Origin of the sequence: Halalkalibacter flavus (genome assembly GCF_036663575.1) — a bacterium.
Classification (GTDB): Bacteria; Bacillota; Bacilli; order Bacillales; family Bacillaceae_D; genus Halalkalibacter; species Halalkalibacter flavus.
The window spans coordinates 1-26,039 of record NZ_JAWRVK010000017.1 but is presented as its reverse complement, the minus strand read 5'-3'; the positions used below and the strand labels follow the sequence as shown (position 1 = coordinate 26,039).

The following is a 26,039-nucleotide window of genomic DNA, read 5'->3' as shown; positions in this document are numbered from 1 at the left end:
GGACCTTACATGTTAGAGTTTGAAATGGATATGGATCAATTAGCACAAATTAAAGTTATAGGTGTTGGCGGCGGCGGTAGCAATGCCGTTAACCGTATGATAGAGAATGGATTACAAGGTGTCGAATTTATTGCTGTGAATACTGATGCACAAGCGTTGCACCTGTCAAAAGCAGAAGCAAAGCTGCAGCTTGGCGGGAAGCTCACTCGTGGTTTAGGTGCTGGAGCTAATCCAGATATCGGAAAAAAAGCGGCAGAAGAAAGTCGAGAGCAGCTTGAAGAAGTACTACAAGGAGCCGATATGGTATTCATCACTGCTGGAATGGGTGGTGGAACAGGTACAGGGGCAGCACCAGTTATTGCTGAAGTTGCTAAAGAATTAGGAGCACTTACAGTTGGAGTTGTCACTAGACCGTTTACATTTGAAGGTCGCAAGCGCTCAACTCATGCAGCATCTGGTATACAAGCTCTTAAAGAAAAAGTTGATACATTAATTGTTATACCTAATGATCGATTATTAGAAATTGTAGATAAAAACACACCGATGCTTGAAGCATTTAGAGAAGCAGATAATGTTTTACGTCAAGGTGTACAAGGTATTTCGGATCTGATCGCTGTACCGGGGCTAATAAACTTAGACTTCGCTGATGTGAAGACGATTATGAGTGAGAAAGGTTCAGCGTTAATGGGAATTGGAATTGCGACTGGTGAAAATCGTGCAAGTGAAGCAGCGAAAAAAGCAATATCAAGTCCGTTACTTGAAACATCAGTTGATGGTGCACAAGGTGTACTAATGAACATTACTGGTGGTTCGAACCTTTCATTGTATGAAGTTCATGAAGCTGCGGAAATAGTCTCAGCTGCTTCTGACCAAGAAGTAAACATGATTTTTGGTTCTGTAATTAATGAAAACTTAAAAGATGAAATTGTTGTAACAGTTATCGCAACAGGTTTTGACGATGTTGAGAACAATGGACAACCTCGTCCGATGTCACCAAAAATGTCAAAAGGACAAACCAACCAAGCGCCTGTACAAGAGGAGCAAAAAGAGTCACGGTTTGCTCAGCAAAATCAAGCACAACAAGAACCAACGGAGACGCTGGATATTCCAACATTCCTGCGTAATCGTAGAAACAGAAATAGATAATTAGAACCTAAAGCATCTGCTCTATGCATAGAGCAGATGCTTTTTTGCATGAAAATTGCCGTGTATTAAACAATTATTTCCTCAACTTAAAAGATGACAATAATACAAAAAATCTCCTAAAATAACTCCCTCGTGCTTGTCATGAAGCGACAGACTTCTTAATAGAATGTGTAATATACTTGTTTCAAATCAATGGATGTGAGGATGAATATGACCTTATATATTGATGTGATTTGGTTACTGAATCTTTTTATTGACTATCTATTAATTGCTTTAACGGCATTAGTGTTAAAGCGACGGTTCCATCACATTCGAATGATCCTAGCAGCACTGTTCGCATCTCTCATTGTTTTTTTGATGTTCAGTCCGATTGCATCATTATTTAACGAGCCTTGGATGAAGTTTCTTTATTCGGCAGTTATTGTATTAATTGCATTTGGATATAGGAGGTTGCAATACTATTTACAGGGTTTGCTAATGTTTTATTTTGTTGCATTTATGACAGGAGGAGGGTTGTTTGCCTTACATTATTTCTGGCATACCGAAATTGATGTTTTAGATGGAATGGTGCAAGTGAATTCCGGTTATTTTGGTAGTGGAATAAGTTGGGTTTTTGTTCTTATTGGGTTTCCGTTAATTTGGTATTTTTCAAAGCATCGTTTTGAGACGATTGAAATGAAGCGTGTCCAATATGATCAAATTGTAGATGTAGACATTACGATAGCTGGCTACACGTTTAGAACAAAAGGGCTTATCGATAGTGGAAACCAATTGACTGACCCGTTAACAAAGAAACCAGTGATGATTATTGAGGCGAAACTGTTGTATCCATTTTTTTCGGAACAATCAGTCAATCATATCGTACACTTTCACGAACATGCACAAGAGGGAGGAGAGCAGAGTTTACTAGAGCGTGCTTGCATTATCCCGTACAGAGTAATTGGTCAATCGCAGCCTTTTATAACGGGACTTAGACCAGATAAGATTAAAATTTTTCATCAAGACGAACAGTTTGAAACAACTAATGTCTTGCTAGGATTACAAGAAAAGGAGTTATCTCCTGATGGGGTATTCAATTGTATCGTTCATCCAAAGTTAGTACTCGGTGTTTCCACTGATAAGCTAGCATAATCAAGTAATTAGGAGGCACACAACATGCTAAAGCTAAAACTAACCTTATTGTGGTACAAATTAATGTATCGCCTTGGAATGAAAGCTGATGAAATTTATTACATAGGTGGAAGTGAAGCCTTACCACCACCTCTTTCAAAAGAAGAAGAAGCAGTCCTTTTGAAAAAACTACCTTCTGGTGACAAGGCTGTACGCTCAATGCTCATTGAACGCAATCTGCGTTTAGTCGTGTATATTGCTCGTAAGTTTGAGAACACGGGAATTAATATTGAAGACTTAATCAGCATCGGAACAATTGGATTAATTAAAGCTGTAAATACCTTTAATCCAGAAAAGAAAATTAAACTAGCAACGTACGCATCAAGATGTATTGAGAATGAAATTTTAATGTATTTACGTAGAAACAATAAAACACGCTCTGAAGTATCTTTTGATGAACCGTTAAACATTGATTGGGATGGAAACGAACTCCTGCTTTCAGATGTATTAGGTACAGAGGAAGATATCATTACGAGAGGAATTGAAGAAAAAGTAGACAGAAGACTTTTAGTTAAAGCTTTGCATACGTTAAATGACCGTGAAAAACAAATCATGGAACTAAGGTTCGGACTAGCTGGTGATGAAGAAAAAACACAAAAAGACGTAGCCGATATGCTAGGAATTTCGCAATCCTACATTTCCCGATTAGAAAAAAGAATAATTAAAAGACTACAGAAAGAATTTAATAAAATGGTATAGAGTTTATTCAAAAAGGACGGTTTTCCCTTTTTGAATAAACTCGAAGCGATGAGAGGAGCCGTTGCAATGTTTTAAGCCTTATAGGAGTGGGTTTCTCCTAAAAGGCGTGCAACGAGCGGAGCCATCGCAAACATGTTCGCACTAATATGGAGAAAACGTAATAACCTTTTAGGACAAAGAGCGAAGCCGCCGTTATGTTTGAGCCTTTTGAGCGGTCTTCGCAGGAAGGCACACGGCGACGGCGAGTGGAGCCATTACAGCATGTTCGCACAATTTAGTAGAAAGCGCACTTCCCCATTTATCCTAATCAGTGCAGTTAGCGGACAAAGCTCTTTGCAAACTGTCCTTCAAATAAGTAACAAACTGATATCCTCTTCAATATACAACTAATTTTCCAACTTTTATGTACAAATCGGCTCAAAAAAATTTTTTATTTATTTTTTGTTGTCATGACGTGCACGAGCGATGTCAAATGTTTTTATTCGACATCGCTCGTGCATATTTTTTCCTTCTGAGGAGATACTTTTCTTAGACATCATCTCCCGCGTATAGGAGGGAAAGAATTGACACGAAATAAAGTTGAGATTTGCGGTGTAGATACCTCGAAGTTACCTGTTCTAAAGAACACTGAAATGCGAGAGTTATTTCAGCGATTGCAAAATGGTGAGACCAGTGCACGTGAAACATTAGTTAATGGAAATTTGCGTTTAGTACTAAGTGTGATCCAACGTTTTAACAATCGCGGAGAATACGTTGACGACCTTTTTCAAGTAGGTTGTATTGGTTTAATGAAATCAATTGATAATTTTGATTTAAGCCAAAACGTTAAGTTCTCTACATACGCGGTTCCTATGATCATAGGTGAAATTCGTCGCTACCTGCGTGATAACAATCCGATCCGTGTCTCTCGATCTTTGCGAGATATCGCCTATAAAGCGCTACAGGTTCGTGATCAAATCATGTCAGAAAAGAAGCGTGAAAAAGAACCAACTGTCCAAGAAATTGCTAAGGTATTAGACGTACCGAAAGAGGATGTTGTTTTTGCGTTAGATGCGATTCAAGATCCAGTTTCTTTGTTTGAACCAATTTATAATGATGGTGGAGATCCGATTTTCGTCATGGATCAAATCTCTGACGAACGGAACAAAGATGTCAATTGGGTAGAAGAAATTGCTTTAAAAGAAGCAATGGTTAGATTGAACGATCGAGAAAAGATGATTCTGAATATGCGCTTTTTCCAAGGGAAAACCCAAATGGAAGTAGCAGATGAAATTGGAATCTCTCAAGCGCAGGTTTCACGCTTAGAGAAAGCTGCCATTCAACAAATGAATAAACACGCTCAAATTTAACAACCAAAGGATGACTCCTTCCTTTCCCATAAATATTATTGTTTCCGATCTAGTAGGACAAGCCTTCAAGAACGGAAACAATAATAAATGGGGAAGAGGGACCATCCTTTTTTTACGTTGGCTACGTATTTGGAATCGTTCATAAACCATATAGAACCCCGCATATAGTAGAAGACAGACTACTATGAAAAGAGGTGCCATATATGATGAAAATATCAGAGCTTCAAGTAAAAGATATTGTTAATATGGATAATGGAAAACGCTTAGGCCATTTAACAGATTTAGAAATAAATCTTTCTACAGGTGCAATAGAGGCTTTGGTGATTAATAGTTCTGGTAAGATGATGGGGTTATTTGGAAAAGAAACGGAAGAAATTGTAATACCTTGGAAAAATATTATCCGAATTGGTTCTGATGTTATCTTAGTTGAAGTACCTAGTACTTATGGGAGGCCTACACATAATCGCGAGCATCCTTCGACAATGAGAAAGCGGTGATTGAAGAAGAAAGTCGTTTCTTGTATGTGTATTCATATGCTAAAATATAACTATGATAATTTTTCCTTTTTTAAGGGAAGGCTGTGCCTCCCCTTAAAAATGGGGGAGAGGAGAGATTGCGATGGAACCGTTTGTTCAGAGTAGTGAAAGATTTGTAACCATTGAACGTTGGCAACAAGCTTTTCCTCACCTCATTGTTGGCTTTTCTACAAGAAATGGAGGAGAGAGTCAATCGCCATTTTCAAGTTTGAATTTAGGGTTTCATGTTGGTGACGATTCTCTGACGGTAAAACACAACCGTCACCTCTTAGCAGAGGACTTGGGTATCCCCCTTTCTCGATGGGTGGGAACTGAGCAGGTACATGAAGCAACTGTAAAAAAAATTACAGAAGGCGATGTTGGTCGCGGGAGTGAAAGTCTGGAATCAGCCATTCAGATGACGGATGGAATTTATACATGCGAGAAGAACGTCTTGTTGACAAGTTTATATGCTGATTGTGTTCCACTATACTTTTTTGCACCTAATTATGAAATAGTAGGTCTTGCTCATGCTGGGTGGCGAGGCACCGTTCAAAATATTGCCTCAGTTATGATTGAAAAATGGCACATTGATGAAGGTATTCCAGTTAACGATATACATGTTGCCATCGGTCCTTGTATTAGTAAAACTGCATATGAGGTTGATCAAAAAGTAATAACAGAAGTGGAGAAGGTATGGCCAAAGGATTTACAGTTTAAACCTTATACCACTTTAGAGAACAACAAATATCTCCTTGATTTAAGAGAAGTAAATAAGCAATTATTGATACAAGCTGGAATAAAACAAAATCAAATCCTTTTATCTTCCATTTGTACAGCTTCAGATAAAAGAATGTTCTCACATCGAGCAGATGGTGGGAAAACAGGTAGATTAATGAGCTATATCGGAATAAGAGTGGATGGTGATTGATCACGATGACTGTAAAAGAAAGGTTAAGTAACTTGCAAGAACAGATCAACGATGTATGTAATCGATGTGATCGAGATATTTCTTCGGTTCAAATTGTAGCTGTTACGAAGTACGTTAGTATAGAAACGACAGCCCAAGCGCTGGATGCTGGATTGATACATATAGGTGAAAATCGAACAGAAGGTGCAGCCCGAAAATGGGAAGAACTTGGAGATAGAGGAGTTTGGCATTTTATTGGCTCATTACAAACTAGGAAAGTAAAACAAATCATTGGGAAGTATGAATATCTCCATTCTTTAGATCGCCTCTCTCTTGCTAAGGAAGTGGACAAGAGGTTAGAAGATGGACAAGTCATGAAATGTTTTGTACAAGTAAATGTATCTGGAGAAGAATCGAAATCAGGACTATCACCTGAGGAAGTCATACCATTTATCACAGATTTAGAGCCATATAAGCATATTAAAGTAGTCGGTCTAATGACGATGGCACCTTTCTATGATGATCCAGAATTAACAAGGCCTGTTTTTAGAAAACTGAGAAAAATCCGTGATGAAGTACAATCATTGGAGCTTTACCATGCTCCGTGTAAGGAACTGTCAATGGGGATGTCTAATGATTTTACCGTTGCTATTGAAGAAGGAGCGACGTTCATTCGAATCGGTTCAGCACTTGTCGGCAAAGAGTAAATTATGGAGAGGAGAATTAATTAAAAATGGGGATGAAATCAAAATTTAAGCGTTTTTTTGAATTAGAGGATGAGTATGAAGAAGTTGAGGAGTTCGTAGATGAACGATACAGTAATGAAGAAAGTGAACCGAAACGTCGAACTCGGAGTCAACAAAACAAGCAACCTACAGGAGTAGCTTCCTCCCAAAATGTCGTAAGTCTACAAAGCGTTCAAAAGGGAGCGAAAATGATCCTTCTTGAGCCGCGTACGTATGATGAGGCGCAAGAAATTGCAGATCATCTGAAAAATCGTAAAGCTGTGATCATTAACTTACAGCGAATTTCACATGATCAGGCAAAACGAGTAGTCGATTTTTTAAGTGGAACAGTGTATGCTATTGGGGGGGACATTCAAAAGGTAGGCTCAAATATCTTTTTATGTACACCTGATAACGTTGATGTTTCAGGAACAATTACAGAAATGATGCAGGAGCATTTTGAATAGTTGTAGATAGAAGGTGGTGAATGTTTTGCAAACAATTGGATTATTACTTTATCAAGCATTATATATTTATTCTTTTTTTATTATTGGCTATATTCTTATGTCGTGGTTCCCGAACGCTCGTGAGTCCTCGCTCGGTCAGTTTGTTGGGCGTATTGTTGAGCCGTATTTAGAACCATTTAGAAAGTTTGTTCCGCCACTAGGGATGATTGATTTATCCCCGATCGTAGCGATTATTGTCCTTCGTTTAGCGAGTGGTGGTGTTCGTGCCCTTTTTGGTATTTAACAGTTAGGAGTGAACAGCCATTAGTATTTATCAGCACTTTCGTGAGGAGGAGCGTCCTTTCGTAGATCAAGTATTGGAATGGCAGGAAGACGTAAAGTATAAACATTTCGATCGTTTAACGGAATTTCTTGATCCAAGACAGCAAGAAATTGTCCGGACTATAATAGGACATGATGAAGATGTGAGCCTCTCCTTTTCGGGAGGCTCTCGTTCTGCAGAGCGATGTCGGCTGCGTTTGACACCTCCATATTTGGAAACATTTGAAGAGGACTTTCAGCTTACCCTTTTTTCGATTGAGTATCCAACTAAATTTGTTACAATTGAACACCGCGATATTTTAGGGGCTTTTATGAATGTTGGGATTAAGCGCGAAAAATTTGGTGATATTCTTATTAATGAAGATGGAATTTCTCAAATAATTGTAGCAACAGAGATCTCAGATTATGTTGAGATGAATATTCAGAAAGTAGGAAAAGCAACGGTACGGTTGAATCGAATTCCACTAACTGAGCACATTATACCTAAGAATGAATGGACAGAAGAAGTAACAACTGCTTCTTCTATGAGACTTGATGTTATTTTAGCAAAGATGTACAAGCTATCACGATCTAAAGTGACTCCGTTTATTGAAAAAGGTTTGGTGAAAGTTAATTGGAAAGTAGTGGATCGTGTTAATTTTACATTAGAAGTGGGCGACTACATATCTGTCCGAGGGTTTGGAAGATCAAAAGTAATCGGGATTGATGGTATGACGAAGAAAGAAAAATACCGATTACGCTATGGTCGTAAGCAATAAGAAATTAATCTGAAAAAAATGCAGGAATATTGACCTTTGTGTCGAATGAATGTAGATAAAGACCGAGCCGGAAAATGCACACATTTTTTATAAGGTTCATTTTTACTAAATTATTGTTAACAACATGGAGGTGGCTGACATGCCTTTAACCCCTTTGGACATCCATAATAAAGAATTTACTAGAGGGTTTCGCGGATATGATGAAGATGAAGTAAATGAGTTTTTAGACCAAGTAATTAAAGACTACGAGGCGGTTCTTCGTGAAAAGAAGGAACTATTTGAACGAGTTACAGATCTTGATGAGAAATTGGACCATTTTAAAAATATAGAAGAAACACTAAATAAATCGATTTTAGTTGCCCAAGAAGCAGCAGAAGAAGTTAGGCGAAGTGCTCAAAAAGAGGCGCAGCTTATTGTAAAAGAAGCAGAAAAGAATGCCGATCGAATTATTAATGACTCTCTTGCTAAGTCAAGAAAAGTAATGATGGACATGGAGGAGTTAAAAAAACAAGCATCGGTATACAAGATGAGATTTAAAATGCTAATTGAAGCTCAACTTGAAATGTTGCAGTCTGATGATTGGAATGAGGTTACAGAAGAAGAAGAAGTGTATGCAGAGCGTACGTAATTCTGGTTAAAGAGACCGCATACACGGCTTTTCTTATTAGAACCTTGCACTTATCAAAAGGCTATCATATAATGATAATCATTAAATGAATGTTGATAAAGACAATGAAAGGGACGAGTACAATGTGCTAAACGTGCTTAGCGATTCAGGGATGGTGGGAGCCTGAAGACGTTCACATCGGAAAATCACCCTTGAGTTTTGCACTGAAATGTTAAAAGTAGGATGCAACGAGTGATTCCCGTTACGAATATATGAGTGGAAAGTTATACTTTCTAACAGGGTGGTACCACGGGTTAACTTCTCGTCCCTTTTGGGATGAGGAGTTTTTTTATTGTCTGACAATTTCATAGTTTGAATTAGGAGGAAAGTCAATGGATTACAAAGATACACTATTGATGCCAAAAACAGAATTTCCGATGCGAGGAAATTTGCCGAATCGAGAACCGGAAAGACAAAAAAAATGGAATGAAATGGATATTTATAAAAAGGTCCAAGAAAGAACTGAAGGGCGTCCATTATTTGTATTGCATGATGGCCCACCATATGCAAATGGTGACATTCATATGGGACATGCGTTAAATAAAATCTTAAAAGATATCATAGTTCGTTATAAATCAATGAGTGGTTACCATGCTCCATATGTTCCTGGTTGGGACACACATGGATTACCGATTGAAACAGCTCTTACAAAGAGCGGAAAAGTAAACCGTAAGTCAATGAGTGTTGCTGATTTCCGTAAGCTCTGTGAAGAATATGCAAGAAAGCAAATTGAGCGTCAACGTGAACAATTTATTCGTTTAGGTGTTCGTGGGGATTGGTGGAATCCATATGTAACACTCGACAAAGCATATGAGGCTCAACAAATTAAAGTATTTGGAGAAATGGCTAAGAAGGGTCATATTTATAAAGGGAAAAAGCCTGTATATTGGTCTCCATCTTCTGAGTCTGCATTAGCAGAAGCAGAAATTGAGTATCAAGATAAACGTTCTCCTTCTATTTACGTAGCATTTAAAGTGAAAGAAGGAAATGGTGTACTAACGGGAGATGAGTCTATTATCATCTGGACAACAACACCATGGACAATTCCAGCAAACCTAGGTATTTCAGTTCATCCAGAGCTTGACTATAATGTCGTGGCGGTTGGTGAAAAGAAATATGTTGTTGCTGCTGGTCTTCTTGAATCGCTTCAAAAAGAGTTTGAATGGGAAAATGTTGAAGTGTTAAGGACATTAAAAGGTTCGGAGCTTGAATATGTGAAAGCAGAGCACCCTATTTATGGCCGCGATTCATTGGTAATGTGCGGAGAGCATGTCACACTAGACGCAGGAACAGGTTGTGTTCATACAGCACCAGGTCACGGGGAAGAAGATTTCATTGTTGGGCAAAAATATGGATTAGATGTCTTATGCCCTGTTGACGATAAAGGACATATGACAGAAGAAGCCCCTGGCTTTGAAGGACTCTTTTATGATGCGGCAAATAAACCTATTACAGAAAAGCTTGATGAGTTAGGTGCGTTATTAAAGTTAACGTTTATTACTCATTCATATGCTCATGACTGGCGTACAAAGAAACCAGTTATTTATCGTGCAACTGCTCAGTGGTTTGCATCTATTGAAAATTTCCGAAATGATTTATTAACAGCCATTGAAGAAGTTGAGTGGATGCCAAAATGGGGAGAAACTCGTTTATTTAACATGGTGCGTGACCGTGGCGATTGGTGTATTTCTCGTCAACGAGCTTGGGGGGTTCCGATTCCGGTATTTTACGGAGAAAACGGAGAATCTATTATTACAGATGAAACAATTAATCATGTATCGAACTTGTTCCGTGAACACGGATCTAATATTTGGTTTGAGTGGGACACAGATCAGTTACTACCTGAAGGGTTCACATCTGACCATAGTCCTAATGGCACATTCACACGTGAGATGGATATTATGGATGTTTGGTTTGACTCAGGTTCTTCTCATCAAGCTGTATTGGAAGAGCGTGACGAACTAGAGCGTCCTGCTGACCTATATCTTGAAGGGTCTGACCAATATCGTGGTTGGTTTAACTCTTCTCTTTCTACAAGCGTTGCAATCACAGGAAAAGCACCATATAAAGGTGTCCTAAGTCATGGTTTTGCACTTGATGGAGAAGGGCGAAAGATGAGTAAATCGATCGGGAATGTCGTTATTCCGAATGATGTTATGAAGCAATTAGGAGCGGATATTTTAAGGTTGTGGGTAGCATCAGTTGATTATCAAGCCGATGTTCGTGTCTCAGATAAGATCTTGAAGCAAGTATCTGAGTCATATCGTAAAATCCGTAATACGTTCCGCTTTTTGTTAGGTAACTTACATGATTTTGACCCAGCTACAAATTATGTGAAAGACTTGAAGGACGTCGACCTTTTTATGCTTGTTAAACTAAATGAAGTTATCGAAAAGGTTGAGCAAGCATATGATCAATATCAATTCTCTACGGTATATCACACAATCCATAATTTCTGTACAATTGAATTAAGTTCATTCTATATGGATTTAGCTAAAGATACTCTATATATTGAGCACGCTGATCACCCATCACGTAGGGCTATTCAAACGGTTATGTATGAAGTGCTTATCAGTTTAACAAAGCTTGTATCACCAATCTTAAGTCATACTGCAGATGAAGTGTGGGAGCACATTCCAGCAGTAAGTGAAGAGAGTGTTCAGCTTACTGATATGCCATCTGTGACATCATTTGGTGATGTTGAAGCGTTAAAGACGAAATGGAATCATTTCATGTCTGTGCGAGATGACGTGTTAAAAGCACTTGAACAAGCAAGAAACGAAAAGAAAATCGGTAAATCGTTAACAGCAGCGATTACATTATATACAAGTGGAGACGTAAGAGCGTTATTAAAAGATATTTCTCAGCTTGAAAAATTATTTATTGTTTCTGGTGTTACGTTAGCAGGAGAAGTAAATGAGGCGCCAAGTGACGCAGTTGTATTTGAACAATTAGCGATTGTCGTCGAACAAGCAAAAGGCGAAACGTGTGAACGTTGTTGGGTTGTTTCAGAAACAGTTGGAAATGATCAAGAGCATTCTGGTCTTTGTACTTCATGTGCTGAAACAGTGAAAAATTATTATGTGAAAAATTAACCTAAAAGAGGTTGTCTCACGAGGCTAATGAGACAACCTCTTCTTTGTTCTTTGACAAATGTTGTGTTGGCTATATCTCCATCTGTTGGCCACAATAATAATGAGCGCCCACACGAAGCGCGATTTGTTATGGGGGAGATGAAAATGGAAGATTATACTAAAATAAAACAGCAACTAGTTGAAAGAAAAGCTCAAGTAGAAGAACGAATTAAGGAGCATTTTCAAAAAGAACAATCAAGAACTTTATCATTTTCAACTGGGGAATTATCACAGTACGATAATCATCCAGCTGATACGGCTACAGACTTATACGAAAGAGAAAAGGATTTTGCATTGTTAGAGCAGCTTGAGAGAGAGCATGAAGAAATCGAGCATGCATTATCAAAATTTAATACAGGTACATTTGGCATATGTGAAGTAACTGGTAAAGTAATACCTTATGAACGATTAGAAGCAAACCCAGCTGCAAGAGCGGTCGTCGATGCAGTTGATAATCGAATTACTGATGACAGACCTCCTGAAGAAGATGTCCTAGACGGTTTTGAAAAATATAATTTTGATCAAGATGATCATGAGACTGAATTTGACGCAGAGGATGCTTATCAATCAGTTGCGCAGTTTAATGAAAATTCAATGACGTTTGAAGATTCTTCGCTTGATGAAAATGGGGAACTTATCGGCTATGTTGAAGAAATTGAGGGATTTTTATCAACAGGGATTGATGGTTACACAGGTGACGAGGATGTTGTCTTCCAACGTAATGTCCACTATGATCAATACTTGAACGGAAAGTAGGGGGTCATCCCCCTCTTTTTGTGCTATAATGCTTATCGTAAAGAAAGACGTGGACAGAACGGGGGATTATGTTGAAGTATTATCTTATTGCACTTGTTGTTTTGATATTCGATCAAATAACAAAATGGATTGTTGATAGCCAAATGGCCATTGGGGAAAGAATAACGATTATTGAACAAGTTCTTTATTTTACATCTCATCGAAATAAAGGGGCGGCTTTTGGAATCCTTCAAGGGCAAATGTGGTTTTTTTATATAATTACAACTATTGTAATTATTGGGATCATTTATTATATGCAAAAAGAAGCTAAAAACAGTCGTTTATTTGGACTCTCGTTAGCCCTAGTCCTTGGCGGAGCAGTAGGAAATTTTATTGATCGACTTTTCCGTGGAGAAGTAGTAGATTTTATTGATACATATATTTTTGGTTATAATTTTGCCATTTTTAATGTAGCTGATGCCGCTTTATGTATTGGGGTGGGGCTTTTATTTGTAAAAATGATAATGGATGAACGTCAGAAAAAGGAGAGTAACTAATGGAACAATATACTTGGACAGTGACAGAGGAGCAAGCGACTGACCGCTTAGATAAATTTTTAACAATGATGGATAACGCTTGGTCAAGAACACAAGTCCAGATTTGGATAAAAGATGAACATGTGAAAGTGAATAATGAGAAAGTGAAGAGCAATTATAAGGTTAGTGAAGGTGATGTGATTACACTTTTCGTACCGGAAGCAGAAGAACTTCAAGTTGAAGCAGAAAATATTCCTCTTGATGTTGTTTATGAAGATGCCGATGTTATCGTTGTAAATAAGCCAAGAGGGATGGTTGTCCATCCAGCTCCTGGTCATTACTCTGGTACGTTAGTAAATGCTCTAATGCATCATTGTAAAGATTTATCTGGAATTAATGGTGTAATAAGACCTGGAATTGTTCATCGCATTGATAAGGACACTTCTGGTTTAATTATGGTAGCCAAAAATGACAAAGCTCATGAATCGCTTGTTGAACAATTAAAAGCAAAAACAACTCGCAGACTGTATAAAGCGATTGTCCATGGAATTATTCCACACCAACATGGCACGGTGGATGCCCCAATAGGTCGCGACAAAAAAGATCGGCAAAGTATGACGGTTACAGAAGAAAATAGCCGTGATGCCGTTACACATTTTACTGTACTTGAAACATTTGATAAGTACACATATGTTCAATGTGAATTAGAAACAGGAAGAACTCATCAAATTCGCGTGCATATGAAGTACATCGGTTATCCATTAGCTGGTGATCCTAAATATGGTCCTAAGAAGAAAACACTTGATATTGACGGCCAAGCACTTCATGCTGCTGTCCTTGGATTTGTCCATCCCACAACAGGAAAAGAAATGGTTTTTGAAGCACCGTTACCAGAAGATATGAAAAAATTATTACAACAACTACGCAGCAAGTAAAAGTTGTTGACATCTAGCTAACTCTAAGGCATACTAATAAAAGAATTTAATAGTCCTTTAACTTAGTCCCGTGAGGCTGAGAAGGAAACGGAAATGTAGAAATAGGTGTATATTACTCCTGTGTCTACTTATGTAGAATCCTCTCATGTCACAATACGGCATGAGAGTTTTTTCGTTTCTAAGGCAATTATGGAGGTGAGCATATGTCAAGAGTCATCTTAGATGAACAAGCAATTAGACGAGCGACGACTCGTATTGCACATGAAATAATTGAGCACAATAAAGGTATTGAAAATTGTATCCTTGTTGGTATTAAAACACGTGGAATCTACCTGGCAAAGCGATTAGCAGAACGTATTGAGACAATCGAAGGTGAGAAAATTCCAGTAGGAGAAATTGACATTACCTTATACCGAGACGATTTAACAGTGAAATCTCGTACGGAAGAACCGATTCTTCAAGGGACTGATATTCCTGTTGATATTAGCAATCGAAAAGTTATCTTAGTTGATGATGTACTGTATACAGGAAGAACCGTTCGTGCAGCACTTGATGCATTAATTGATATCGGCAGACCAGAGCAAATTCAATTAGCTGTTCTGATTGATCGTGGACACCGTGAATTACCAATACGGCCTGATTATGTCGGAAAAAATGTTCCTACATCTAAAAGTGAGAAAATCGTTGCAAACTTAAGTGAAGTAGATTCAACCGACGAAGTGACGATAGAACAAAACAATAAATTACCTCTTTAAATTAGTCCTGAGAGGCTAAGAAGAGGCTCAAGCATCTTATTCACCATTGTGTGAATGGAATTTGAACCTCTTTGTATACAAACAAAGAGGTTTTTGTCTAAGATTTAGGAGGATTTTCATATGGCATCAAGCACAAAAGAAGTCGGCATCCGAGAAGTGCCAAGAATTGATAAGTGGATTGTATTAAGTTTACAGCATTTGTTTGCAATGTTTGGAGCAACGATTCTAGTCCCATATTTAGTAGGGTTAAGCCCTGCAGTTGCTCTACTCTCAAGTGGGTTAGGAACATTAGCATATCTCCTTGTAACAAAGGGGCAGGTTCCGGCCTACTTAGGCTCATCATTTGCTTTCATCGCGCCCATCATTGCAGCATCAACATTAAATGGACCTGAGGGAGCTATGGTCGGAAGTTTCTTAGCTGGTCTTGTTTACGGATTAATTGCACTAGTGATTAAAGCTTATGGTGTCAACACAATTATGCGTTTCCTACCACCAATTGTCGTTGGTCCAGTGATCATGGTTATTGGGTTAGGTTTAGCTGGGGTAGCAATAGATATGGCAATGAATGAACCAGTGTCAGGTGAATACTCAACGACACATTTTATAGTTGCCCTTATTACTTTAACTATTACCGTATTAGCATCAATGTTCTTTAAAGGTTTCTTTAGTCTAGTCCCTATTATGTTTGGGATTATTGGAGGGTATTTATCAGCGTTATTCTTTGGGCTCGTAGATTTTCAGCCTGTCCGTGATGCAAGTTGGTTTGCAGCACCAGATGTATTGGTTCCTTTTGTAACGTATGTTCCAGTATTTTCCTGGGAAATCGCTTTTATAATGGTTCCTATTGCAGTTGTAACAATTGCTGAGCATATCGGTGACCAAATGGTTTTAAGCAAAGTAGTTGGCAAAGACTTTATTAAAAAACCAGGTTTACATCGATCGATTTTAGGAGACGGGGTAGCAACAGTCATTGCTTCGTTCTTGGGCGGTCCACCAAATACAACCTATGGAGAAAATATTGGAGTTCTTGCAATCACTCGCGTTTTTAGTGTGTTTGTTATTTCAGGGGCAGCTGTGTTAGCAGTAGCATTCTCGTTTGTAGGGAAATTTGCCGCACTTATTTCTACCATCCCAACAGCCGTCATGGGTGGTGTGTCCATTCTCTTGTTTGGGGTTATCGCTTCATCAGGACTACGAATGTTAATTGATAATGAAATCAACATTGGATTAAAACGTAACTTGATTATTTCTTCAGTCATCTTAGTAATTGGAATTGGCGGAGCGTTCATTCAAGTGAGGGATAATATAGAGATTGCAGGGATGGCACTGGCCACAATCATTGGAATTATCTTGCACCTCGTATTACCTGAGAAAGAAGTTAGTTACGGTAAGAAAGCTATGTTTGAATCAGAATAATAACAGAATAGTTCCCTTTAATCGAGGTACAGAGAGACTTCAAAGGGGGTTGGTTGAATGAGTTGGTCTAATCATCTCAGCTTCCTTATACCCTTTGAGCTCTCTCGAAGGGTATTTTTTATGACTATGTAACACATACATACTTAAGAGGAGGCTGGATATTATGGTGGCAATGGCAGATCAAAAAGCAATTAGAGGAGAACTACTTACTTTAGAAACGATGTCAACAGTCGAAATTGCCAATATTCTTGAGGAGGCAGCGCAGTTTGCAAATGGAAAAGAGTGGCGCTCAAGTAAAGAATTATTTATCGCGAATCTTTTCTTTGAGCCAAGTACAAGAACCCGTTATAGCTTCGAAGTCGCTGAAAAATCGTTAGGTCTTCATGTGTTGTCCTTCTCGGAAGAAAGTTCAAGTGTCCAAAAGGGAGAGTCGTTACTAGATACGGTAAAAACTTTTGAAGCGATTGGAGCGAATGCTCTAGTCATTCGACATCCTGAAAATGACTATTATCAGCATATTCGTGAACAGATTTCGATTCCAATCATTAATGGGGGAGATGGAAGTGGCCATCACCCAACGCAATCCTTACTTGACTTATTAACGATCCAACAAGAATTTTCCACATTCTCTGGACTAAATATTATTATAGCGGGAGACTTACGTCATAGCAGAGTAGCTCGTTCGAATGCAGATGTTCTCACTAGATTAGGCGCAACTGTAAAAATAGCTGGGCCTAAAGAATGGATGGCAGGATACGAACAATCTTATCAATATGTAAATATAGACGATGAATTACCAAAAGCTGATGTTGTAATGCTTCTTCGAATTCAGCATGAGCGCCATGATGGAAAGATGGAATTCACGAAAGAGAGCTATCACAAGCAGTTTGGCTTAACGATTGATAGAGAAAAGCAAATGAAGGAAAATGCGATTATCTTACACCCTGCACCAGTAAATCGTGGTGTTGAACTTGCAAGTGAATTGGTTGAATGTAAGAAATCAAGAATATTTAAACAAATGAAAAATGGTGTTGCAGTAAGAAAGGCTGTTGTTAAGCGGGCACTTAACCAATTTTAAGGGGGAAATAACATGACAATTAAACTTGAAGGTGGCATGATTTTAGCTGAGAATGGAACGTTAGAAGTAAGGGATGTATACATGGTAGACGGACGTATTCAGTTTGCAAAACCATCTACTGAGGACATAACGGTAATAAATGTAGAAGGGAAATTAGTTGCTCCTGGTCTTGTCGATGTTCATGTTCACTTACGTGAGCCAGGCGGAGAGAAGAAGGAAACGATAGAAACTGGAACGAAATCAGCAGCTGCAGGTGGATTTACAACGATTGCAGCAATGCCAAACACAAGACCAGTTCCAGATACGAAAGAACAAATGGAATGGTTGCAAGAACGAATTCAATCAACAGGACATGTTCGTGTTTTACCTTATGCGTCGATTACGACTAGACAATTAGGGAAAGAATTAACAGATTTTGGAGCATTGAAAGAAGCTGGTGCTTTTGCTTTTACTGACGACGGAGTGGGCGTCCAATCTGCAGACATGATGCTTCAAGCAATGAAAAAAGCAGCAGAAATGAATATGGCTATTGTTGCACATTGTGAAGAAAATACATTGATTCACGGTGGATGTGTTCATGAAGGGAAGTTTTCAGCTGAACATAACGTACCGGGTATCCCATCTGTGTGCGAATCTGTCCATATTGCTCGTGATGTGTTATTAGCTGAAGCCGCGAATTGTCACTATCACGTATGTCATGTTAGTACAAAAGAATCTGTACGAGTGATTAGAGATGCAAAAAAAGCTGGAATTAACGTCACAGCAGAAGTATCACCTCACCACATTTTGCTTTGTGAAGATGATATTCCTGGTTTAGACACAAACTTTAAAATGAATCCTCCATTACGAGCAAAAGAAGATCAACAAGCTCTTTGGGAAGGACTTTTGGATGGGACGATTGACTTTATTGCTACAGACCATGCACCACATACAGAGGAAGAAAAATCAGCAGGTATGGAACGATCTCCATTTGGAATTGTTGGTTTAGAAACGGCCTTCCCGCTACTATACACACACATTGTAAAAACGGAAAGGGCAACATTAAAACAGCTAGTAGATTGGTTAACTGTAAAACCAGCAAGTACATTTAATTTGGAATCAGGGTTACTAAAAGAAGGTGTGGTTGCTGATGTTACAGTTATCGACCTTGAGGAAGAACGAACAATTGATAAAAATGCGTTTTTATCTAAAGGGAAAAATACACCGTTTCATGGCTGGGATTGTGTTGGTTGGCCTGAATATACTTTTGTTGATGGAAAGCTTGTATTTGAGAAAGGAAAGGTGACAGTATGAAGCGTCAACTGATTTTAGAAGATGGAAATATATTCGTTGGAAAAGGGTTTGGATCAGATAAAGTAATGAGTGGAGAAGTTGTTTTTAATACAGGAATGACAGGGTATCAAGAAATTTTATCTGACCCATCTTATTGCGGTCAAATTGTCACGATGACTTATCCATTGATAGGAAACTACGGAATTAATCGTGATGATTTTGAATCAGTGACACCAGCTATAAATGGATTCATTGTAAAGGAATATGAGCCAGAGCCAAGTCACTGGCGTGAAGAGGAATCCTTAGATACTTTGCTTCGTGCAAAGGATATTCCTGGCCTTGCAGGTATTGATACTCGTAAGTTAACTCGTTTAATTAGGGAACATGGAACTCTTCGTGGGCGAATTTGCTCATTAGATGTTGATGTAAATGAAGTTATTGAAGAGTTAAAGCAAACGACTTTCGTTCGAAATCAGGTTGAACAGGTTTCCACGAAATCTCCATATCATGCACCAGGCAGAGGGAACAAAGTGGTTCTTGTTGATTTTGGAATGAAGCACGGTATTTTACGAGAGTTAATAGCAAGACAATGTGACGTTGTTGTTGTTCCTTATAATACAAGTGCAGAGGAAATTCTACGATTACGTCCAGATGGAATCATGTTAAGTAATGGACCTGGAGATCCTGTTGATGTTCCTGAAGCAATCGAAATGATTAAAGAAATCCTTGGACAAGTGCCGATCTTTGGTATCTGTCTTGGACATCAACTTCTTTCTCTTGCTTGTGGTGCAACAACTAGTAAATTACGTTTTGGTCACCGTGGGTCCAACACACCAGTGCGTGAACTTTCAACTGGAAAAATTGATATTACAGCACAAAACCACGGATATACAGTCGATCTTGAGTCATTAGAAGGAACAGGGCTTGAATTAACTCACATCGCTGTAAATGATGGAACGGTAGAAGGAGTTAGACATCTTGAACACGCAGCATTTAGCGTACAGTATCACCCAGAGGCATCACCAGGTCCACATGATGCGAATGATTTGTTTAATCAATTCGTAACGATGATGGATACCGCAAAGAAAACAACTGTACTTGTCTAATTGAGGGGAGAAGAAAAAAATGGGAAGACGTAACGATATAAATAAGATTTTAGTAATAGGTTCTGGTCCAATTGTGATTGGACAAGCTGCTGAGTTTGATTATGCTGGTACACAAGCGTGTCAAGCATTGAAAGAAGAAGGGTACGAAGTCATCTTAATTAATTCCAATCCTGCAACGATCATGACAGATACAACCATGGCTGACCGTGTATATATCGAGCCAATTACATTAGAATTTGTTAGTCGTATTATTCGTAAAGAACGTCCTGATGGTATTGTTGCAACACTCGGAGGACAAACAGGACTTAATATGGCAATGGAACTTGATGAGTCCGGAATATTAAAAGCATACAATATCGAACTATTAGGTACTGATTTAGATGCAATTAAGAGAGCTGAGGACCGTGATTTATTTAGATCACTAATGAATGAATTACATGAACCAGTCCCAGAGAGTGACATTGTTCATACTTTGGACGAAGCATATAAGTTTGTGGAACAAGTAGGCTATCCAATTATCGTTCGTCCTGCATACACATTAGGTGGAACAGGTGGGGGAATTGTTCATAATGAAGAACAATTACGTGAGATCGTTACAAGTGGACTAAAATATAGCCCTGTTACACAATGTTTAATTGAGAAAAGCATTGCTGGTTTTAAAGAAGTTGAATATGAAGTGATGCGCGATGCAAAAGATCAAGCGATTGTTGTGTGTAACATGGAAAACATTGACCCAGTAGGTGTTCACACAGGTGATTCCATCGTTGTCGCACCAAGTCAAACGTTAACAGACCGTGACTATCAGCGTTTACGTAATTCATCGTTAAAGATCATTCGTGCTCTAGGTATTGAAGGTGGATGTAACGTTCAATTTGCACACGATGCTTATAGCGATCAGTACTACATTATTGAAGTAAATCCACGGGTTAGTCGTTCATCAGCCCTTGCATCAAAAGCAACTGGTTATCCAATTGCTAAGATGGCAGCAAAGATTGCTGTTGGATATAGCTTAGATGAATTAATGAATCCAATTACAGGTAAAACATATGCAAGCTTTGAACCTGCACTTGATTATGTAGTTTCTAAAATTCCACGTTGGCCATTTGATAAATTTGATGCTGCCAATCGTGAATTAGGAACGCAAATGAAGGCAACGGGTGAAGTTATGGCAATCGGTCGTAACTTGGAAGAGTCACTACTTAAGGCTGTCCGTTCATTGGAAGCAGGATATGATCATATTTACGACACAAAAATTGCAAATACAGATACAGAGGTATTAGTAAAACGTTTAGATAAAACAGACGATGAGCGCCTCTTTGTGTTAGCTGAATTGCTTAGACGAGGTCAATCTATTCAATTACTTTGCGACTTAACAAAGATCGACCGTTTCTTTATGCAAAAGTTAGCTAGAATTGTTGCACTTGAAAATAAGCTAACGGATTCTCCTAATGATGTTGAGTTACTTAAACAAGCAAAAGAACGTGGTTTTTCTGATATCGCAATTGCAAGACTTTGGAATAAGGAAGAGCGAGACATTTACACTCTTCGCATGGAACAAAACATTCGCCCTGTCTATAAAATGGTTGATACGTGTGCCGCTGAGTTTGAATCAGAAACACCGTATTTTTACGGCACTTATGAAGATGAAAATGAGGCACTTCAAACAGATAAAAAGAGCATTCTCGTTTTAGGTTCAGGTCCAATTCGAATTGGACAAGGGATTGAGTTTGATTATGCGACTGTTCATACGGTTTGGGCTATTAAAGAGGCAGGATATGAAGCGATTATTATTAACAATAACCCAGAGACAGTTTCAACTGACTTCAGCACATCAGATAAGCTTTACTTTGAGCCTCTAACAGTTGAAGATGTTATGCATGTGTATGAGCAAGAGAAACCTGAAGGAGTCATTGTTCAATTTGGTGGACAAACGGCGATTAACTTAGCGGCAGAATTAGAAGCAAGAGGGGTTCCGATTATTGGTACATCACTAGAGAGCATGGACCGTGCAGAAGACCGGGATAAATTTGAGCAAACTCTTTTATCGTTAGATATTCCTCAGCCACTTGGGCGCACGGCAACGTCAGTGGAAGGTGCTGTAGCGATTGCAAATGAAATTGGTTATCCTGTACTTGTTCGTCCTTCTTACGTACTTGGTGGACGTGCAATGGAAATTGTTTATAAAGAAGAAGAGCTTCTTAACTATATGAAAACAGCAGTAAGTGTGAATCCGAAACATCCGGTTCTTGTTGACCGTTATTTAACAGGTAAAGAACTCGAAGTTGATGCGATTTCTGACGGGGAGAATGTCTTTATCCCTGGAGTTATGGAACATATTGAGCGTGCAGGTGTTCACTCTGGTGACTCGATTGCTGTGTATCCACCGCAAACTGTGCCAGAGGATTTAAAGCAGAAGCTTATTGATCGTACGATTGCGATTGCAAGAGGATTAAACATTGTTGGTCTTTTGAATATCCAATTTGTTTGGCATAAAGATGAGGTTTACGTACTAGAGGTAAATCCACGTTCAAGTCGTACAGTACCGTTTTTAAGTAAAATTACAGGGGTTCCTATGGCAAATCTTGCAACAAAAGTTATGCTTGGCAAGAAACTTCCTGAATTAGGGTACGAAACAGGTTATCAGTCTGAATCTAAAGAAGTTTCCGTTAAAGTTCCAGTATTCTCATTTGCGAAACTTCGTCGCGTAGACATTACATTAGGCCCAGAGATGAAATCAACAGGTGAAGTAATGGGACGAGACACAACGCTTGAAAAAGCTCTCTATAAAGGTTTGATTGCATCAGGAATGAGTATTCCAACACACGGATCAGTACTCTTTACGGTTGCTGATAAGGATAAAGAAGAAGCGTTAAGTTTAGTGGAACGCTTCCATCAAATTGGGTTTGATATTTTAGCAACTGCAGGTACAGCAAGGTTTATTCAAGAGGTGAATATCCCTGTTACAGTTGTAAATAAAATTGCAGAAGAAAAACCTAACCTTTTAGATGTCATCCGTGAAGGCCAAGCTCAATTTGTTATCAATACATTAACAAGAGGGAAACAGCCAGCGCGTGATGGCTTCCGAATTCGTCGCGAAGCGGTTGAAAACGGTGTTGTCTGCTTAACGTCAATTGATACAGGCGAGGCTCTCTTAAGAGTGCTTGAGTCAATTACGTTTTCTTCTGAAAGTATGCCACAAATGCAAATGTAGAAAGTTGGAGGGACCCATGATTAAAAAAGAAAATTTAACGATTAAAAGTCAGAGAGAGATCGCTTCAAACATAATGGAATTAATATGTTCTGGAAGCTTAGCCAAACAAATGACAGAACCTGGACAATTTTTACACTTGCGAGTTGACACGAGTGACGATTTACTGTTGAGACGTCCGATTAGTATTTGTGACGTAGATGTTGAAAATGGAACAGTCACAATGCTTTACCGTGCGGAGGGAAAAGGAACGAAGAGATTATCCCTTAAGCAAGAAGGTGAAAAAATTGATGTGCTAGGCCCACTTGGAAATGGCTTTCCATTAGATGCGACCGAACAAGGAGAAACAGCTCTTCTTGTCGGTGGCGGAATCGGGGTTCCTCCACTCTATTATTTATCAAAGCAATTAAAAGAACGAGGAGTTAATGTGATTCACGTTTTAGGCTTTCAAAGTTCAGAAAACGTCTTCTACGAAGAAGAGTTTTCTAAGCTTGGTGAAACGTATGTTGTCACAGCAGACGGAACATATGGCTCAACTGGTTATGTAACAGATGTGATTAAAGAGAAAGACCTATCGTTTGATACGATGTATTCATGTGGACCAACACCAATGCTTGCGGCACTTTCAAGCATCTATAGTGACAAGCGCTTGTACATTTCGCTTGAGGAACGGATGGGCTGCGGTGTTGGAGCATGCTTTGCATGTGTTTGTCATGTAGTCGGCGATGAGTCTGGAACGAGTTACCGTAAAGTCTGTACAGATGGTCCAGTCTTTCCGGTTGGGGAGGTTGTACTATGAACAGATTAAAAGTAGAATTACCAGGACTTTTGATGAAAAATCCGATTATGCCAGCATCAGGATGCTTCGGATTTGGGAAAGAGTATGCTAATTATTATGATCTTGACCTTTTAGGAGCTATTGCGATAAAGGCAACGACGGATAAGCCACGCTTTGGGAATCCGACGCCTAGAGTTGCGGAAACATCAGCAGGTATGCTTAATGCAATTGGTTTACAAAATCCAGGGTTAGATGGTGTGTTATCAAACGAATTACCTTGGTTAAATAAATATGATGTACCGATTGTGGCTAATGTTGCTGGGACTGAAATTGCTGACTATGTTGAAACAACAGCAAAGCTTTCGAAAGCAGAAAATGTTCATGCGATTGAACTGAATATTTCCTGTCCGAATGTGAAGCAAGGTGGGATTGCTTTTGGAACAATTCCAGAAGTGGCTGCGGAATTAACAAGAGAAGTAAAAAATGTTTCAGATGTTCCTGTGTATGTAAAATTATCTCCTAATGTTGCAGATATTGTTGAAATAGCTAAAGCTGTTGAAAAAGCTGGTGCCGATGGACTTTCAATGATAAATACGCTTCTTGGCATGCGAATTGACTTAGTAAGAAGAAAGCCTATTTTAGCTAATGGGTATGGCGGCTTATCGGGTCCAGCTATTAAACCAGTAGCGATCCGTATGATTCATCAAGTAAGCCAAGTTGTCGAAATTCCTATTATTGGAATGGGTGGAATTTATACAGCAGAAGATGTTGTTGAATTTATGTTAGCTGGTGCTAGTGCGGTAGCTGTAGGAACTGCAAATTTCACTGATCCATATGTTTGTCCTACAATCATTGAAGAGCTTCCAGCACTTCTTGATGAGTTAGAAGTTGACCATGTGCAAGATTTAATAGGAGGGAGTTGGAAAAAATGCAACGTCCACTCATAATTGCCTTAGATTTAGATAATGCAAAAAAGCGTAAATCACTCCTAGATCAATTTAATGGGGAATCTCTGTATGTGAAGGTAGGGATGGAACTATTTTATCGAGAAGGAAGACAAGTGATTCATGAATTAAAAGAAAGTGGTCATCAAATTTTTCTTGACTTAAAATTGCATGATATCCCTAATACGGTTCAAAGAACGATGAAAGAGCTTGCTAGTTTAGAAATTGACATCGTTAATGTCCATGCCGCAGGCGGAAAAAAAATGATGAGTGCAGCTCGTGAAGGCTTGGAGCAAGGGACGCAAGCGGGTTCGAAGCGTCCTATCTTAATCGCAGTTACTCAATTAACTAGTACTGATGAAGAAACGATGCAAAGTGAATTGCTCATTCAACAACCACTTAACGAAGTAGTTAGAACGTACGCTACGTTTGCCAAAGAAAGTGGAGTGGACGGGGTTGTCTGTTCTGCAAAGGAAGTTCCTCTTATTCATGAGGCTTGTGGCCCTAATTTTTATACAGTATGTCCGGGGATTCGTCGAGCGGAGGATGCAGTTGGGGATCAAAAACGTGTCGTAACACCAGAAGAAGCAAGAGAGCTAGGAAGTTGGGGAATTGTAGTCGGAAGAAGCATCACGAGTGCTAAAGATCCTTTTAACGTTTATCATCAAATGAAAAAAGACTGGGAGGGCTAAAATATGAAAGAGCAAATTGCCAAACATTTATTAGATATTGGTGCTGTTCACCTGCGCCCAAATGATCCTTTCACTTGGACATCAGGAATGAAGTCACCTATTTATTGTGACAACCGTTTAACACTTTCTTATCCAGCTGTACGCAAAGATATTATTTCTGGATTCGCAAATCTTCTCGAAGGAATTGAAGTGGATGTGATCGCTGGGACAGCAACAGCAGGAATTCCACATGCAGCTTTATTAGCTGATAAATTAGGTTTACCGATGATTTATGTTAGAGGAAGTGCTAAAGGGCATGGTAAGCAAAATCAAATTGAAGGTAAAATTGAAAAAGGTCAAAAAGTCGTTCTTGTTGAAGACTTAATCTCAACAGGAGGTAGTGTCATTCAGGCAGCAGAGGCACTACGTGAATCTGGAGCGGAAGTAGTTGCGATTGTAGCTATCTTTACATATGAATTCCAAAAAGCATATGATGCATTAAAAGAGGCTAATCTCCCTACTCATGTGTTAACATCTTATTCTACATTACTTACAGTAGCAAAGGAACAAGGCACAATTACTGCAGATCAAGAACAACGTTTAAACGAATGGCGCAAAGATCCAACTTCACAAAACTGGATGACAGAACAAGTATAAGAAGGAACTGAAAAAGGGCGAACTATCCCTTTTTCAGTTCCTTCTTTGCGATGAGCGAAGCCGCCGTTATGTTTTAAGCTTTTTGAG

At 38.9% G+C, this 26,039-nt stretch carries 25 protein-coding genes and 1 other annotated feature; all 25 genes read left to right on the top strand.

Translation table 11 applies throughout. The annotated features are described in order from the left end of the window. The first annotated feature begins 9 nt into the window (after positions 1-9). A complete protein-coding gene (gene ftsZ, locus SAY88_RS12655) occupies positions 10-1,146 on the top strand; it encodes a cell division protein FtsZ (RefSeq protein ID WP_332632190.1) in 1,137 nt (378 codons plus the stop codon). 204 nt (positions 1,147-1,350) lie between these two features. After that, positions 1,351-2,277, top strand: a complete 927-nt coding sequence (gene spoIIGA / locus SAY88_RS12650) for a sigma-E processing peptidase SpoIIGA (RefSeq protein WP_332632189.1) — start codon at positions 1,351-1,353, stop codon at positions 2,275-2,277. Positions 2,278-2,301: 24 nt separating this feature from the next. Continuing rightward, positions 2,302-3,015: an RNA polymerase sporulation sigma factor SigE gene (sigE, locus tag SAY88_RS12645; RefSeq protein WP_035662472.1), complete on the top strand. Its 714-nt coding sequence runs from the start codon at positions 2,302-2,304 to the stop codon at positions 3,013-3,015. Positions 3,016-3,578: 563 nt separating this feature from the next. Continuing rightward, on the top strand, positions 3,579-4,364 hold the full coding sequence (gene sigG, locus SAY88_RS12640) for an RNA polymerase sporulation sigma factor SigG (RefSeq protein WP_034633586.1): 786 nt from the start codon (positions 3,579-3,581) through the stop codon (positions 4,362-4,364). Between the two features lie 203 nt (positions 4,365-4,567). Continuing rightward, on the top strand, positions 4,568-4,861 hold the full coding sequence (locus tag SAY88_RS12635; RefSeq protein WP_332632188.1) for a YlmC/YmxH family sporulation protein: 294 nt from the start codon (positions 4,568-4,570) through the stop codon (positions 4,859-4,861). Between the two features lie 121 nt (positions 4,862-4,982). Further along, positions 4,983-5,810: a peptidoglycan editing factor PgeF gene (gene pgeF, locus SAY88_RS12630; RefSeq protein WP_332632187.1), complete on the top strand. Its 828-nt coding sequence runs from the start codon at positions 4,983-4,985 to the stop codon at positions 5,808-5,810. A gap of 5 nt (positions 5,811-5,815) precedes the next feature. After that, the gene (locus SAY88_RS12625; protein ID WP_332632186.1) at positions 5,816-6,496 is read left to right on the top strand and encodes a YggS family pyridoxal phosphate-dependent enzyme; all 681 of its coding nucleotides are present in this window, start codon (positions 5,816-5,818) and stop codon (positions 6,494-6,496) included. A 227-nt stretch (positions 6,497-6,723) separates the two neighbouring features. Then, positions 6,724-6,981: a cell division protein SepF gene (locus SAY88_RS26000; protein ID WP_431308869.1), complete on the top strand. Its 258-nt coding sequence runs from the start codon at positions 6,724-6,726 to the stop codon at positions 6,979-6,981. Positions 6,982-7,006: 25 nt separating this feature from the next. Next, entirely contained in the window at positions 7,007-7,264 is a 258-nt protein-coding gene (locus SAY88_RS12615) for a YggT family protein (protein ID WP_250095303.1), read from the top strand. Positions 7,265-7,283: 19 nt separating this feature from the next. Then, the gene (locus tag SAY88_RS12610) at positions 7,284-8,060 is read left to right on the top strand and encodes a YlmH family RNA-binding protein (RefSeq protein ID WP_332632266.1); all 777 of its coding nucleotides are present in this window, start codon (positions 7,284-7,286) and stop codon (positions 8,058-8,060) included. Between the two features lie 139 nt (positions 8,061-8,199). After that, a complete protein-coding gene (locus SAY88_RS12605) occupies positions 8,200-8,688 on the top strand; it encodes a DivIVA domain-containing protein (protein ID WP_332632184.1) in 489 nt (162 codons plus the stop codon). 95 nt (positions 8,689-8,783) lie between these two features. Further along, positions 8,784-9,000 (top strand) — a binding site (T-box leader). Between the two features lie 59 nt (positions 9,001-9,059). After that, positions 9,060-11,822 carry an isoleucine--tRNA ligase gene (ileS, locus tag SAY88_RS12600; RefSeq protein WP_332632183.1) on the top strand — a complete coding sequence of 921 codons (2,763 nt, stop codon included), beginning with the start codon at positions 9,060-9,062 and terminating at the stop codon, positions 11,820-11,822. Positions 11,823-11,966: 144 nt separating this feature from the next. Beyond that, positions 11,967-12,617: a TraR/DksA C4-type zinc finger protein gene (locus SAY88_RS12595; protein ID WP_332632182.1), complete on the top strand. Its 651-nt coding sequence runs from the start codon at positions 11,967-11,969 to the stop codon at positions 12,615-12,617. 71 nt (positions 12,618-12,688) lie between these two features. Continuing rightward, on the top strand, positions 12,689-13,153 hold the full coding sequence (gene lspA / locus SAY88_RS12590) for a signal peptidase II (protein WP_332632265.1): 465 nt from the start codon (positions 12,689-12,691) through the stop codon (positions 13,151-13,153). Next, a complete protein-coding gene (locus SAY88_RS12585; RefSeq protein ID WP_332632181.1) occupies positions 13,153-14,067 on the top strand; it encodes an RluA family pseudouridine synthase in 915 nt (304 codons plus the stop codon). The genes lspA and SAY88_RS12585 overlap by 1 nt, the downstream gene beginning before the upstream one ends. Positions 14,068-14,270: 203 nt before the next feature. Then, complete coding sequence (gene pyrR / locus SAY88_RS12580) at positions 14,271-14,822, top strand: bifunctional pyr operon transcriptional regulator/uracil phosphoribosyltransferase PyrR (protein WP_332632180.1); 552 nt, start codon at positions 14,271-14,273, stop codon at positions 14,820-14,822. Positions 14,823-14,942: 120 nt separating this feature from the next. Continuing rightward, complete coding sequence (locus SAY88_RS12575) at positions 14,943-16,238, top strand: solute carrier family 23 protein (RefSeq protein ID WP_332632179.1); 1,296 nt, start codon at positions 14,943-14,945, stop codon at positions 16,236-16,238. Positions 16,239-16,410: 172 nt separating this feature from the next. Next, positions 16,411-17,316 carry an aspartate carbamoyltransferase catalytic subunit gene (locus tag SAY88_RS12570; protein ID WP_332632264.1) on the top strand — a complete coding sequence of 302 codons (906 nt, stop codon included), beginning with the start codon at positions 16,411-16,413 and terminating at the stop codon, positions 17,314-17,316. Between the two features lie 12 nt (positions 17,317-17,328). Next, entirely contained in the window at positions 17,329-18,609 is a 1,281-nt protein-coding gene (pyrC, locus tag SAY88_RS12565) for a dihydroorotase (protein ID WP_332632178.1), read from the top strand. Then, positions 18,606-19,694 carry a carbamoyl phosphate synthase small subunit gene (locus SAY88_RS12560; protein WP_332632177.1) on the top strand — a complete coding sequence of 363 codons (1,089 nt, stop codon included), beginning with the start codon at positions 18,606-18,608 and terminating at the stop codon, positions 19,692-19,694. The genes pyrC and SAY88_RS12560 overlap by 4 nt, the downstream gene beginning before the upstream one ends. 19 nt (positions 19,695-19,713) lie before the next feature. Beyond that, positions 19,714-22,905, top strand: coding sequence for a carbamoyl-phosphate synthase large subunit (gene carB, locus SAY88_RS12555; protein ID WP_332632176.1), 3,192 nt, complete (start codon positions 19,714-19,716; stop codon positions 22,903-22,905). A gap of 16 nt (positions 22,906-22,921) precedes the next feature. Next, positions 22,922-23,701, top strand: a complete 780-nt coding sequence (locus SAY88_RS12550; RefSeq protein ID WP_332632175.1) for a dihydroorotate dehydrogenase electron transfer subunit — start codon at positions 22,922-22,924, stop codon at positions 23,699-23,701. Next, complete coding sequence (locus SAY88_RS12545) at positions 23,698-24,627, top strand: dihydroorotate dehydrogenase (RefSeq protein ID WP_332632174.1); 930 nt, start codon at positions 23,698-23,700, stop codon at positions 24,625-24,627. Before SAY88_RS12550 ends, SAY88_RS12545 begins: the two co-directional genes overlap by 4 nt. Then, positions 24,609-25,316: an orotidine-5'-phosphate decarboxylase gene (gene pyrF, locus SAY88_RS12540; RefSeq protein WP_332632173.1), complete on the top strand. Its 708-nt coding sequence runs from the start codon at positions 24,609-24,611 to the stop codon at positions 25,314-25,316. Before SAY88_RS12545 ends, pyrF begins: the two co-directional genes overlap by 19 nt. 3 nt (positions 25,317-25,319) lie before the next feature. Beyond that, positions 25,320-25,952, top strand: coding sequence for an orotate phosphoribosyltransferase (pyrE, locus tag SAY88_RS12535; protein ID WP_332632172.1), 633 nt, complete (start codon positions 25,320-25,322; stop codon positions 25,950-25,952). Positions 25,953-26,039 lie beyond the last annotated feature (87 nt).

Excerpts from the sequence above, each read along its gene's own strand:
- ftsZ (WP_332632190.1), top strand. The coding sequence starts at position 10 with ATGTTAGAGTTTGAAATGGATATGGATCAATTAGCACAAATTAAAGTT.
- spoIIGA (WP_332632189.1), top strand. The coding sequence starts at position 1,351 with ATGAATATGACCTTATATATTGATGTGATTTGGTTACTGAATCTTTTT.
- sigE (WP_035662472.1), top strand. The coding sequence starts at position 2,302 with ATGCTAAAGCTAAAACTAACCTTATTGTGGTACAAATTAATGTATCGC.
- SAY88_RS12635 (WP_332632188.1), top strand. The coding sequence starts at position 4,568 with ATGATGAAAATATCAGAGCTTCAAGTAAAAGATATTGTTAATATGGAT.
- pgeF (WP_332632187.1), top strand. The coding sequence starts at position 4,983 with ATGGAACCGTTTGTTCAGAGTAGTGAAAGATTTGTAACCATTGAACGT.
- SAY88_RS12625 (WP_332632186.1), top strand. The coding sequence starts at position 5,816 with ATGACTGTAAAAGAAAGGTTAAGTAACTTGCAAGAACAGATCAACGAT.
- SAY88_RS26000 (WP_431308869.1), top strand. The coding sequence starts at position 6,724 with ATGATCCTTCTTGAGCCGCGTACGTATGATGAGGCGCAAGAAATTGCA.
- SAY88_RS12605 (WP_332632184.1), top strand. The coding sequence starts at position 8,200 with ATGCCTTTAACCCCTTTGGACATCCATAATAAAGAATTTACTAGAGGG.
- ileS (WP_332632183.1), top strand. The coding sequence starts at position 9,060 with ATGGATTACAAAGATACACTATTGATGCCAAAAACAGAATTTCCGATG.
- SAY88_RS12595 (WP_332632182.1), top strand. The coding sequence starts at position 11,967 with ATGGAAGATTATACTAAAATAAAACAGCAACTAGTTGAAAGAAAAGCT.
- SAY88_RS12585 (WP_332632181.1), top strand. The coding sequence starts at position 13,153 with ATGGAACAATATACTTGGACAGTGACAGAGGAGCAAGCGACTGACCGC.
- pyrR (WP_332632180.1), top strand. The coding sequence starts at position 14,271 with ATGTCAAGAGTCATCTTAGATGAACAAGCAATTAGACGAGCGACGACT.
- SAY88_RS12575 (WP_332632179.1), top strand. The coding sequence starts at position 14,943 with ATGGCATCAAGCACAAAAGAAGTCGGCATCCGAGAAGTGCCAAGAATT.
- SAY88_RS12570 (WP_332632264.1), top strand. The coding sequence starts at position 16,411 with ATGGCAGATCAAAAAGCAATTAGAGGAGAACTACTTACTTTAGAAACG.
- pyrC (WP_332632178.1), top strand. The coding sequence starts at position 17,329 with ATGACAATTAAACTTGAAGGTGGCATGATTTTAGCTGAGAATGGAACG.
- SAY88_RS12560 (WP_332632177.1), top strand. The coding sequence starts at position 18,606 with ATGAAGCGTCAACTGATTTTAGAAGATGGAAATATATTCGTTGGAAAA.
- carB (WP_332632176.1), top strand. The coding sequence starts at position 19,714 with ATGGGAAGACGTAACGATATAAATAAGATTTTAGTAATAGGTTCTGGT.
- SAY88_RS12550 (WP_332632175.1), top strand. The coding sequence starts at position 22,922 with ATGATTAAAAAAGAAAATTTAACGATTAAAAGTCAGAGAGAGATCGCT.
- SAY88_RS12545 (WP_332632174.1), top strand. The coding sequence starts at position 23,698 with ATGAACAGATTAAAAGTAGAATTACCAGGACTTTTGATGAAAAATCCG.
- pyrF (WP_332632173.1), top strand. The coding sequence starts at position 24,609 with ATGCAACGTCCACTCATAATTGCCTTAGATTTAGATAATGCAAAAAAG.
- pyrE (WP_332632172.1), top strand. The coding sequence starts at position 25,320 with ATGAAAGAGCAAATTGCCAAACATTTATTAGATATTGGTGCTGTTCAC.